9 protein-coding genes are annotated in these 11,885 nt (G+C 58.8%); 7 read left to right on the top strand and 2 right to left on the bottom strand.

Annotated elements, in window-relative coordinates:
- Positions 1–124: 124 nt before the first annotated feature.
- Positions 125–1,870: a phospho-sugar mutase gene (locus L888_RS0107900; RefSeq protein ID WP_027952504.1), complete on the bottom strand. Its 1,746-nt coding sequence runs from the start codon at positions 1,868–1,870 to the stop codon at positions 125–127.
- A gap of 163 nt (positions 1,871–2,033) precedes the next feature.
- Here L888_RS0107900 and L888_RS0107895 point away from each other — a divergent pair, with 163 nt between their 5' ends.
- The 4 genes from L888_RS0107895 to L888_RS0107880 all read left to right on the top strand — a co-directional run bounded on the left by L888_RS0107895 (position 2,034) and on the right by L888_RS0107880 (position 7,960).
- On the top strand, positions 2,034–2,429 hold the full coding sequence (locus L888_RS0107895) for a DUF4491 family protein (RefSeq protein ID WP_027952503.1): 396 nt from the start codon (positions 2,034–2,036) through the stop codon (positions 2,427–2,429).
- Positions 2,389–2,859, top strand: a complete 471-nt coding sequence (rlmH, locus tag L888_RS0107890; protein WP_027952502.1) for a 23S rRNA (pseudouridine(1915)-N(3))-methyltransferase RlmH — start codon at positions 2,389–2,391, stop codon at positions 2,857–2,859. Before L888_RS0107895 ends, rlmH begins: the two co-directional genes overlap by 41 nt.
- Positions 2,860–2,962: 103 nt before the next feature.
- On the top strand, positions 2,963–5,557 hold the full coding sequence (locus tag L888_RS0107885; RefSeq protein WP_027952501.1) for a glycosyl hydrolase: 2,595 nt from the start codon (positions 2,963–2,965) through the stop codon (positions 5,555–5,557).
- 9 nt (positions 5,558–5,566) lie between these two features.
- Positions 5,567–7,960 (top strand): glycoside hydrolase family 2 TIM barrel-domain containing protein, encoded by a 2,394-nt coding sequence (locus tag L888_RS0107880; RefSeq protein WP_027952500.1) that lies wholly within the window; start codon positions 5,567–5,569, stop codon positions 7,958–7,960.
- On the opposite strand, the gene L888_RS0107875 is transcribed toward L888_RS0107880, so the two are convergent.
- Complete coding sequence (locus L888_RS0107875; protein ID WP_027952499.1) at positions 7,953–9,011, bottom strand: mannose-1-phosphate guanylyltransferase; 1,059 nt, start codon at positions 9,009–9,011, stop codon at positions 7,953–7,955. The genes L888_RS0107880 and L888_RS0107875 overlap by 8 nt on opposite strands.
- Positions 9,012–9,161: 150 nt before the next feature.
- Between L888_RS0107875 and L888_RS0107865 the strand changes: the two genes are divergently transcribed.
- The 3 genes from L888_RS0107865 (at position 9,162) to L888_RS0107855 (ending at position 11,847) form a co-directional block, all read left to right on the top strand.
- Positions 9,162–9,356 carry a hypothetical protein gene (locus L888_RS0107865; RefSeq protein ID WP_027952498.1) on the top strand — a complete coding sequence of 65 codons (195 nt, stop codon included), beginning with the start codon at positions 9,162–9,164 and terminating at the stop codon, positions 9,354–9,356.
- Positions 9,357–9,482: 126 nt separating this feature from the next.
- A complete protein-coding gene (locus tag L888_RS0107860) occupies positions 9,483–11,108 on the top strand; it encodes an ABC-F family ATP-binding cassette domain-containing protein (protein WP_027952497.1) in 1,626 nt (541 codons plus the stop codon).
- Positions 11,109–11,211: 103 nt separating this feature from the next.
- Positions 11,212–11,847, top strand: a complete 636-nt coding sequence (locus tag L888_RS0107855) for a nucleotide exchange factor GrpE (RefSeq protein WP_015310381.1) — start codon at positions 11,212–11,214, stop codon at positions 11,845–11,847.
- Positions 11,848–11,885 lie beyond the last annotated feature (38 nt).

The following is an 11,885-nucleotide window of genomic DNA, read 5'->3' as shown; positions in this document are numbered from 1 at the left end:
CGCCGGGCAATCGTTCAGGCGATTGCACGGACAATACCAACGAAAAAAGGAGCGGCAAGCAGCGGAACCCGAAGTGCGGTTCCCGTGCTTGCCGCTCCCTGACAGGAGAGCGAACGGCGGCCCGTTACAGGCCGAGGCTGCGCTTGATGGCCTCCACCTTGTCGGCTCCCTGCCGGTCGAGCTCCACATACTGGTCGGCCGAGGTCATCGGAGCCTTGACTTCTATGTAGAACTTAATCTTCGGCTCGGTGCCCGACGGGCGCACGCTCACCTTGGTATCGTCGTCGCAGAACCACTGCAACACGTTGCTCGGCTCGGGCATGTCGAGCTTCGTGGTGCGGCCTTGGGCGTCTTTGGCCTCGAGCGTCTTATAGTCCTTCCACAGCACTACGCGGGAACCGCCGAGGTCTTGAGGCGGGTTATTGCGGAAGTTGACCATCATTTGCTGTATCTCCTCCGCGCCGCTCTTGCCCGGGCGCTCCACATTAACGGTGAACTCCTTGGAGAAACCATACTCCATGTAGATGTCCATCAGGATGTCGTAGAGCGTCTTGCCGTGGTCTTTGGCATAGGCACAGATCTCCGCCAGCAGCGAGCAGGCCGACACAGCGTCCTTGTCGCGCACGAAGTCCTCGGCCAGGAAGCCGTAGCTCTCTTCGCCGCCGCCGATGTATTGCTGCTTTCCTTCCGAGAGGCGAATCTCGTTGGCAATCCACTTGAAGCCCGTGTAGCAGTCGCGCATTTCGATGTGTTGCTTCTCGGCAATCTTGCGAATCACCTCCGTGGTCACGATGGTCTTCACGATGAAGTCCGTCGGTTTCATCTTGCCCGTGGCCTGGCGGTTGGTGATGATGTACCAAAGGAAGAGCAGACAAGTCTGGTTTCCGTTGATGAGCACCCACTCGCCCTTGTTGTTCTTGCAGGCCATGCCCACACGGTCGGCATCGGGGTCGCTGGCCATGAGAATGTCGGCGTCCAGTGCCTTGGCGTCGCGCAGGCCCAGTGTGAGGGCTTCGGCAAACTCGGGATTGGGGCGATCCACGGTGGGGAAGTTGCCGTCCTTAATCATTTGCTCGGGCACACAGTGCACGTTGTCGAAGCCCCAGAAGGCCAGCGAGCGGGGAATCATGACGCGGCCGGCGCCATGCAGCGGCGTGTAGACAATCTTGAGGTCGTGCTGGCGGCGGATGGTCTCGGGGTCAATAGAGATGGTACGAATCTGGCGCAGGTAGGGCTCATCGATGTCTTCGCCGATGATCTGGATCAGATTGGGGTTGCCTTCAAACTTCACATCGTCGATGTTCACCTTGTTCACCTCGTCGATGATGCCCTTGTCGTGGGGTGCCAGCACCTGTGCGCCGTCTTCCCAGTAGGCCTTGTAGCCATTGTACTCGCGGGGGTTGTGGCTGGCCGTGATGTTCACGCCGGCCTGTGCGCCGAGGTGGCGTATGGCAAACGAGCACTCGGGCGTGGGGCGAAGATCGTCAAAGATATAGGCCTTGATGCCGTTGGCCGAGAAGATGTGGGCCACGGTCTCGGCATACAGGCGGCTGTTGTTGCGGCAGTCGTGGCACACAACGGCCGAGATTTGCTGCTTGTCCTTAAAGTTTTTCTTCAGATAATTGGCAAAACCCTGCGTGGCCATGCCCACCACGTATATGTTCATGCGGTTGGTGCCGGCGCCCATGATGCCGCGAAGGCCGCCCGTGCCGAACTCCAGGTCGCGGTAGAAGCTCTCAATAAGGTCCGTTTTGTCGTTGTTGTCAAGCATGGCTTGCACCTGCCGGCGCGTCTCCTCGTCGAAAGCGGGCGACAACCACTGCCTGGCTTTTGCCTCACACTGGGCAATCAGCTCTGCGTTATTTTCCATAATGGTTGATGTTGAATGTTAATATTTAAGTGTTTACGGGCAAAGATAGTGATTATTTTCGGAAACAGGCCCACGCGTATGGATATTTTTTCGTAAATTTGCGCACGTTTACACCGGACACGCGCCCGGTTTGCCGTTCAATCATTAACACCCTGCCAACCCTATGCTGTACTTCACAGGCCTGATTATTGCCGTCTGCACCTTTCTGATTATCGGATTCTTCCACCCCATTGTCATCAAGACCGAATACTATTTGGGCACCAAACCGTGGTGGCTTTTCCTGGTGGGAGGCATCGTCTGCATCGTCTGTTCGCTGCTCATCGAGAATACCATTGTCTCGTCCATCGTGGGTGTGGTGGGTGCCAGTCTGCTCTGGTCCATCGGCGAAATCTTTGCCCAGAAGAAACGTGTGGAGAAAGGTTGGTTCCCCATGAACCCCAAACGGCGCGACCAGTATCAGGCCATCAGCCCCGACGAAACGCTCTGTCCCGTACGTAAGGGCAAAACCATCTACAGCGATGAAGACAGTACTTATACTCATCGGCAGGACGGTCAATAAGCATTTTGCCGCCGGCATCGACGACTACGTGGGCCGCACGGCCCACTACATGCCGTTCGAGGTGAAAGTGATTCCCGAACTCAAGAACACCAAAAGCCTCACGGAAAGCCAGCAAAAGGAGCGCGAGGGCGAGCTTGCATTGAAGCTCCTGCAGCCCTCCGACACGTTGGTATTGCTCGACGAGCACGGGCAGGAACTGCGGAGCGTGGAGTTTGCCGCGTGGCTTCAGGCGCGGCAGAACACGGCCCGCCGGCTGGTCTTTCTCATTGGCGGCCCCTATGGCTTCTCGCCGGCCGTGTACGAGCGGGCCAACGAAAAGCTGTCGCTCTCGCGCATGACGTTCAGCCACCAGATGGTGAGGCTGGTCTTTGCCGAGCAAATCTACCGGGCATGCACCATCATTCGGGGAGAACCCTACCATCATGAGTAGGCAACGCTATATATAAAGAGGTGAGAGGCGGAAAGACGACGAGGGAAAGACGAGGGGGAAGACGGAAACAAACGAAACAATCAAAAACAATCTATTTGAAAAAATGAAACGACAAATCCTTTTATCACTGGTTTTTGCGGCCATGGCCATGGCTCCCGCCAGAGCCCAGCAGTGGCCGATGGCAAGCCGGGAAGCTAAGCCCGGGCTCCGCTGGTGGTGGCTGGGATCGGCCGTAGACACGGCCAATCTGGGATGGAACCTGCGGCAATATGCCGCCCACGGCGTGGGAGCCGTAGAGATAACACCCATCTATGGCGTGCAGGGCAACGCACAGCACAACATCGATTACCTCTCCGACCGGTGGATGGAAATGCTGCGCCACTGCGAGACCCTGGGCAGCCGGCTTGGCATAGAGATAGACATGGCCACCGGAACGGGCTGGCCTTTCGGCGGCCCGTGGGTGCCCTTGGAGGAGAGCGCCTCCAAAATGGTCATCGAAAACGACACCGTAGACCGGAGAAGCTACAAGGCTTTACGCCGCACGCCCGGCGTGGACAAGGATGGGCAGACCCGCTTTGTGGGCCGTTATTACTTCCCCATCGGCAAGAAGAGCTGGCGCGTCATCAGCCTGTGGCAGCGGCTTGGCGTGATGAAAGTGAAGCGACCCGCGCCCGGCGGCAGCGGATGGGTGGTGGATCATTTCGACCGAACGGCCGTGGAACATTACCTGAACCACATTGCCGAGGCCTTTGAGCGCACGCATACTCCCTATCCCCACACCTTTTTCAACGACAGCTACGAGGTGTCCGAGGGCGACTACACCACCCGACTCTTCGACGAGTTCCGACGCAGACGGGGCTATTCGCTCGAAGCCTGCATGGACAAACTCGTCGACAGCGACCGCCAAGTGGTGGCCGACTACCGCGAGACGCTGGCCGACCTGCTGCTCGAGAACTTCACACAGACCTGGACTGCCTGGGCGCACAGCCATGGCGCCATCACCCGCAACCAGGCCCACGGCTCACCCGCCAACCTCATCGACTGCTATTCGGCCGTTGACATCCCGGAGATAGAGGGCTTCGGCCTTACCGACTTCGGCATTCGCGGGCTGCGCAGGGACGCTGGCATGACGCGAAAGAACGACTCCGACTTCTCCATGTACAAGTGGGCCTCGTCGGCTGCACATATCAACGGCAAGCCTTTCACGTCGAGCGAGACCTTCACCTGGCTGACGGAACACTTCCGTACTTCGCTCTCGCAGATGAAGCCCGACATGGACTTGATGTTCTGCGGCGGCGTGAACCACATGTTTTTCCACGGCACAGCCTATTCGCCCAGGGATGCCGCGTGGCCCGGGTGGAAGTTCTACGCCTCGGTAGACATGAGTCCCACCAACACGATTTGGCGCGACGCGCCTTTCTTCATGGACTACATCACGCGCTGCCAGAGCTTCCTGCAGTGGGGGCGGCCCGACAATGACTTTCTGGTCTACGTGCCGGTGCGCGACCTCTGGAACATGCAGTCCAAGGGAAAACGGCTCATGCAGCTGGCCATTCACACCATGGGGCGGCTCGCCCCCGACTTCGTGCATGCCATTGACGAGCTGGATCGCATGGGCTACGACTGCGACTACGTGAGCGAACGCTACCTGCTCACCACCACTTTCACCGGCGGCATGCTGCAAACCGCCGCCGGCACGCGCTACAAAGCCCTGGTCATTCCCGGCAAGGACAACATTCTTACTCCCGCCGTGAACCGCCACATCGAGGCCCTACGCACCCAGGGTGCACAGATTGTTGTGGGTGTCGAGGCCGCCGAGCTGGCCCGTGCAGCCCGCCCGGAGGAGCTGAAGACGCGGCTTGGGCTCAAGATGATTCGCCGGGCTAACGACAAGGGGCACCATTATTTCATCGCCAACCTCAGCAGCCGCGACGTTGATGGCGACGTGCGCCTGGCCGTGCCCTGCGCCCAAGCCCTGTGGTTCGACCCGATGAATGGCCGTCGCTACCGGGCCGACATGGGCAATGGGGCCGTGCATGTCAGCCTGCGCTCGGGCGAAAGCATGATTCTACAGACCTTTACCGATGGCGGGACGCTGCGCCTCGACGGCGACAGCAGCCGGCTGCCCGACGGCACTGCCCTCGCCAGCCGCAAGACCTTGTCTGCCGCCGACAAGGCCAAAGAGCTGCGCGGAGGCTGGACCCTGCGCTTCACCGAGGCCGAACCAAGCTGTGGCAAGACGTTCCATCTGGATGGCTTGCAAGGCTGGGAGACACTCGACGACACCACGCGCACGCTGCGGGGAACGGGCGTTTACGAATGTTCGGTGAGGTTGACCAAGCAGGAACTCGCCGCCAGCAACGACTGGATCATCGACCTGGGCGACGTGCGCGAGAGCGCGCGCCTCTACGTCAACGGCTCGTTCGTGGGCTGTGCCTGGGCCGTACCCTATACGCTTCAGTTCTCCAACAAATTCAAGCCCGGGCTCAACATCATCCGTATTGAGGTGACCAACCTGCCGGCCAACCGCATCAGCCAACTCGACCGCGAGGGCGTGGCCTGGCGACGGATGGAAGACATCAACGTGGTCGACATCAATTACAAGAAGACCAGCTACGCCAACTGGGCCCCGATGCCCTCTGGCCTCACCGCTCCCGTGACGCTCTATCAGTTGAAATCATCCTCAACCCATCAATAAAAAACAAACATGCAAAAACCAATCTGCACTCTTTTGACGCTGTTCCTGCTGGCCGCCCCGGCCATGGGACAGCGCACCGTCGAATATCTGAACGACGGATGGAAGTTCCATTGGGGACAGGCCGACCCGCAACACCTCAATACCGAGGGCTGGCGCACGGTGGACGTGCCCCACGATTTCCAGATAGAACAGCCGTGGGTGGCCCCCTCGGCCGACGAAAGGGAGAACAATTCCGACGGAGCCTCCAACTTCAAGAGCCGGCTTTCGGCCCGGGCTTTCAAAGAGATGGGCGAGGGCTGGTATGTCAAAACCATCACCCCCGATGCCGGTTGGCAGGGGCGGCGTGTGCTAATTGACTTTGAGGGCATCATGTATGTAGGCGACGTTTATCTCAATGGAGAGCGTGTGGGAGGAACCGACTACGGCTACGTGGGCTTCGAAATCGACCTCTCCCGTAAGCTGCGCTACGGCCAACCCAACACTATTGCCGTGCGGGCCTCGACCGGCAGCCCCACCGACTCGCGATGGTACACCGGCGGCGGCCTCTTCCGCAACGTGCATTTGGTCACCACCGACGCCCAGTTGTACTTTGCGCGCCACCCGCTTTACGTCACCACCACCGACAACCGAGAGGTGCATGTACAGGTAGAAGTGGCCAACTTGACCAAGTACAACTCCGTGAATCTGCAGTTGGAACTGATCGACAATACGGGGCGCACGGTTTACGCCAAACGGCAGGACATGCCCTACATGCGGCGGTACAAGACCAACGAACTGCGGTGGGAACCTGTTGTTGTAAGCAATGCTCATCTGTGGAACATCGACGATCCCTATCGCTACACGGCCCGCGTCACCTTATATAATCATGAGGGCCGGGCTGTCGACTGCGTGTCCACGCGTTTCGGCATCCGCAGCTTTGAGATTGGTCCCGACTTCGGCCTCAAACTCAACGGCCGCAAACTGCTGCTCAAGGGCATAGCCAACCACCACACTCTGGGTGCCCTTGGTGCCGCCGCTTATCCGCGCGCCATGGAGAAGCGGCTCAAACTGCTCAAGGACTTCGGGTTCAACCATGTCCGTACCAGCCACAATCCCTATTCCGAGAGTTTCCTCAATCTCTGCGATTCGCTGGGCTTTGTCGTCGTGGACGAGCTCTACGACAAGTGGTTGCAGCAGTACACGGGAGGTCGCACACCGTGGATGCAGCAGTGGCCTTACCAGTTGCCGGAGTGGATCAAGCGCGACCGCAACCACCCTTGCGTGGCTCTTTGGAGCCTCGGCAACGAGTTGCAGACCTACGCCAACCTGCCCTTCGACGACGGAGGAGTCACTCCTTATCGGATGCTCAAGGCCGTGCTCCAGCGTTACGACGACACACGCAAGGTCACTGTAGCCATGCACCCGCGCGGCCGTAACCTGCAAACCGACTCGCTGCCCTGCGACCTGGCCCTGCAAACCGACGTTCAGGCCTACAACTACCGCTACATGTACTTCCCCGGCGACGGCCGCAAGTTCCCCTGGATGACATTCTACCAGAGCGAGGCCAACCTCTCGATGATGGGCCCCAACTTCTTCGGCATGGACCTCGACAAGGTGATTGGGCTGGCCTACTGGGGCATGATTGATTACCTGGGCGAGAGCATGGGCTGGCCACGAAAGGGCTGGACCGACGGCGTGTTCGACATCTCGCTTCAGCCCAAGCCCATGGCGTGGCTGCTTCGCTCCATGTTTAAGCCCGAGGAGCCGGTCTGCCATATTGGCATTGTCGACAGCAAGGCGCGCCAAACCGAGTGGAACGGCATCGTCTTTTCCAACGACGGCATGAGCGACCACTGGAACCGCATCCCCGGTCAGCAGCTCACAGTCAAGGTGTTCACCAATGCACATCGCGTGGAACTCGTGGAAAACGGACATAAGATAGCCGAGCAAGCCAATACGGCCGACCCGCAGAAGCGCAACCAGCTACAGTTCGACCAAGTGACCTACCAGCCCGGTTATCTGGAGGCTGTGGCCTATGATGAGAAAGGAAAACGCGTGGCCAGCCACCGCATCGAGACTGCCGGCGAGATGAAACGGCTGAAAGCGGAGCCCGATGCCGAGGTCTGGCATGCCGACGGGCAGGATTTACAGCACGTGCGCATCACTGCATTGGACAGCCGCGGACGGCGGGCGGTCTCGGCCCAACTGCGGCTCACGTTCAGCGTGACGGGCGATGCGCGCATCGTGGCCGTGGACAATGGCAACAATGCCTCCGACGAACTGCATGCCGTTGCCGAGCGCAGCCTCTGCAACGGCTCTGCCCTCGTCATCCTCCGGGCCGGCAAAAAGGCCGGCAAGGTGGTGCTCACCATCCGAGATGACAAGGGAAAATCACAGAAGCTGGTGCTCAATACCGTTAAATAAATTGGGCAATGCGCTGCTCTTCGGAGAGCTGGCACACCAGCAACACGCCGTCGCGCTCGGCCACGATACAGTTGTCCAGCCCCTGCAACACCACCTTTCGCTCCTGCGATGTGTGCACCATGCAGTTGCGGCAGTCCACCAATTTGACGTCTTTCCCCACGACCGCGTTGCCGTAAAGGTCGTGGGGCGCATCCAAGAGCAGCGAGCTCCACGCTCCCAAATCGCTCCATCCGAAGCTGGCCGGGCAGACAAAAAACTCCTCTGCTTTCTCCAACACGGCGTGGTCCAGCGAGATCCCCTCGCAGTCGGCATAGACGCCGGCGACGGCTTCCCGCCCTTCCGGTGTGTCCAGCACGTCTTTCTGGCGTTCAAAAATACGGTTGATGCGCGGCGCATAGATGCGCAGTGCGTTCACGATGGTCTCCACGCTCCAGATAAAGATGCCCGTGTTCCAATAGTAGTTGCCCTCCTGAATGTAGCGCGTTGCCGTGGCCAAGTCGGGCTTCTCATGGAACTGATCCACGCGGAACACCCCTTTATTGCGGGCTGAATTAGAGCTCAGGTCGGCCTGGATATAGCCGTAACGGGTCTCCGGCCGCATGGGTTTCGTACCCACTGTAAGGATGGCATCCGTCTCGCTTGTAAAGGTGAGGCCGTTGCCAATGACGTGTTTAAAGGCTTCGACATCGGTCACCAGGTGGTCGGCCGGCGTCACCACGACATTGGCTTTAGGGTCTGCCATCTTGATGCACCAGCTCACATAGGCGATGCAGGGAGCCGTCCCCCGGCTGCAAGGCTCCAGCAGCACGTGGTCGGCCGGCACTTCGGGGAGCTGCGCCCGCACGAGTCCGGCATAGCGTTCATGGGTAACCACCCATACCCTGTCGGGCTCGAACAGCCCGCCGAAACGGTCGAGCGTCATTTGTATCAGCGTGCGCCCCGTGCCCAGCACATCGACAAACTGTTTGGGAGTTTCGGCAGTACTCACGGGCCAGAAACGGTCGCCCGCCCCACCTGCCATGATGACCAGATGATGATTCAAACGAGACATAAATCCGAGATTAAAGCAATGATAAGGGCAAAAATAACCAAAATAAATAGCATGAACAAGAAATTGCCCTTGCTTTTTCTCTTTTGGCATGAAATTAGCATGCAAGTCGGCATGGCGGGACGGCCGTCGCCGTTCTGATTGCTCCGGCTTATGGCAGTACAGTATATTCTCATCGGACTCATCCTCGTAGTGTGCACGGCATACGTGGTCCGCCGCGTGTACCATGCCCTGACGCATGCCGGCGACCCATGCCACGGTTGCCGGCTCAAGTCTTCGTGCGCACGCCACAAGCAGCCGAGGGAGCATCGGGCCATGAAAGAGCCGTGCACGGACCAGGCGCAGTAGGCCCGCATCCATGCCCAAACCCTGCCACGCACCGGCTTTTTACCGTTAAAACACCGTTATCTCGGGGATTTGTTGTACCTTTGCAGCCGATTTCAACAACGTTCAATCAGGTATTAAAACATTGAAATGATAACATTGACCAACCTCGCCATCCAGTTTGGCAAGCGAGTTCTCTACAAAGACGTAAACATCAAGTTCACACGCGGAAACATTTATGGTGTCATCGGCGCCAACGGAGCCGGCAAATCCACCCTGCTGCGCGCCATCAGCGGCGAGCTGGAACCCAACAAAGGCTCCGTGGAGCTGGGGCCGGGCGAGCGCCTCTCCGTGCTGGAACAGGACCACTTCAAATACGATGCCTACAGCGTGATGGACACCGTACTCATGGGTTACGAGGCCCTTTGGAACAACATGAACGAGCGCAACGCCCTCTACGGCAAGGCCGAGATGACCGAGGAAGACGGCAACCGCGCCGCCGAACTGGAGGAGAAGTTTGCCGAGATGAACGGATGGGAGGCCGAAAGCAACGCTGCACAGCTGCTGCAAAACCTGGGCATCATGGACGACCTGCACCAGAAACAGATGAGCGAACTCTCCAACAACGAGAAGGTGCGCGTGATGCTGGCCAAGGCTCTCTTTGGAAAACCAGACAACCTGCTGCTCGACGAGCCCACCAACGACCTCGATCTCGACACCGTGGAGTGGCTGGAGACCTATCTTGGAGAGATTGACGAGAGCCAGACGGTACTCGTAGTGAGCCACGACCGACACTTCCTCGACTCTGTTTCGACCCAGACCATCGACATCGACTTCGGCAAAGTAACCGTCTTTGCCGGCAATTACAGCTTCTGGTACGAGAGTTCGCAGCTGGCCCTGCGACAGGCGCAGAACCAGAAGATGAAGGCCGAAGAGAAGAAGAAACAGCTGGAAGAGTTCATCCGCCGCTTCTCGGCCAACGTGGCCAAAAGCCGTCAGACAACCTCGCGCAAGAAGATGTTGGAGAAGCTCAACGTGGACGAGATTCGCCCGTCGAGCCGCAAATATCCCGGCATCATCTTCCAGATGGAGCGCGAACCGGGCAACCAAATACTCGAAGTACAGGGTCTCAAGGCCGTGGATACCGACGGAACGGTGCTCTTCGACCATGTGGACTTCAACATTGAAAAGGGAGAAAAGGTGGTGTTCCTGAGCCACAACCCCAAGGCCATGACCGCCCTTTTCGAGATTATCAACGGCAACCGCCAGGCCGACGCCGGCGAATACAAGTGGGGAGTGACCATCACCACGGCCTACCTGCCCCTGGACAACACCAAGTTTTTCGAGACCGACCTCAACCTCGTGGACTGGCTCAGCCAGTATGGCCCCGGCAACGAGGTGGCCATGAAAGCCTATCTGGGCCGCATGCTCTTCCGCCAGGAAGAGGTGGAGAAGCAGGTAAACGTGCTCTCGGGCGGCGAGAAAATGCGCTGCATGATTGCGCGCATGCAGCTGCAAAACGCCAACTGCCTCATTCTCGACACGCCCACCAATCACCTCGACTTGGAGAGCATTCAGGCGTTCAACAACAATTTGGTGGCGTTCAAGGGCAACATTCTCTTCGCGAGCCACGACCACGAGTTCATCCAGACCGTGTCCAACCGCATCATTGAACTCACGCCCGGCGGCACCATCGACAAGCTCATGCCCTACGACGAGTATATCTACGACGAGCAAATCAAGGAGCAGAAGGCCCGCATGTATGGCAAGGCCTGACACCTTATTATATTATAACAACTGCCCCACCCCGTTGGCGGCGTAAAGACGAGAGAGTGGCATGCTTTTTGCAGCCACTCTCCTAAATTCAATTCATCATATCATGGAAGAAACTAACAAAGCTGAAAGAAAGATAAAGGTGGAGGGCGACAACCTCGACCCCAAGGAACAGCAGGCCGAAGCATGCACCGCCCAGAACGACGACACACGCGACCAGAAGGCCGGCGACGAAGCCCAGGACGAGGCCCAGACCGATGGAGCGGAGACCGCAGCCGGGCAGTCGAAGGAATCCAAGACCCCGCTGGAGGAGGCACAAGAGCAGGTGGCCCGGCTGAAAGACCAGCTGCTGCGCACGGCCGCCGAGTTCGACAACTACAAAAAGCGCACGCTCAAGGAGAAGACCGAGCTGATACTCAACGGCGGGGCCAAGGCCATCACGGCCATCCTGCCCATACTCGACGACTTCGAGCGCGCCCTGGCCGACACCAGCGACGACCCCGCGGCCATCAAGGAAGGCACGCGCGTCATCTTCAACAAGTTCCTGAAGACGCTGGAGAGCCTGGGCGTGAAGAAGATGGAAGTGGACGGACGCGACTTCGACACCGACTATCACGAAGCCATTGCCATGGTGCCCGGCATGGGCGACGACAAGAAAGGCAAGGTAATCGACTGCGTGCAGACCGGCTACACCCTCAACGACAAGGTGATTCGCCACGCCAAGGTGGCCGTGGGGCAGTAGGCCCCGCCCCCATCGCAACGCTAAGCAACACACGCGCT

This window comes from Hallella seregens ATCC 51272, from assembly GCF_000518545.1.
In the GTDB taxonomy this organism is placed as follows: domain Bacteria; phylum Bacteroidota; class Bacteroidia; order Bacteroidales; family Bacteroidaceae; genus Prevotella; species Prevotella seregens.
This window is presented reverse-complemented; position numbering and strand designations above follow the sequence as displayed.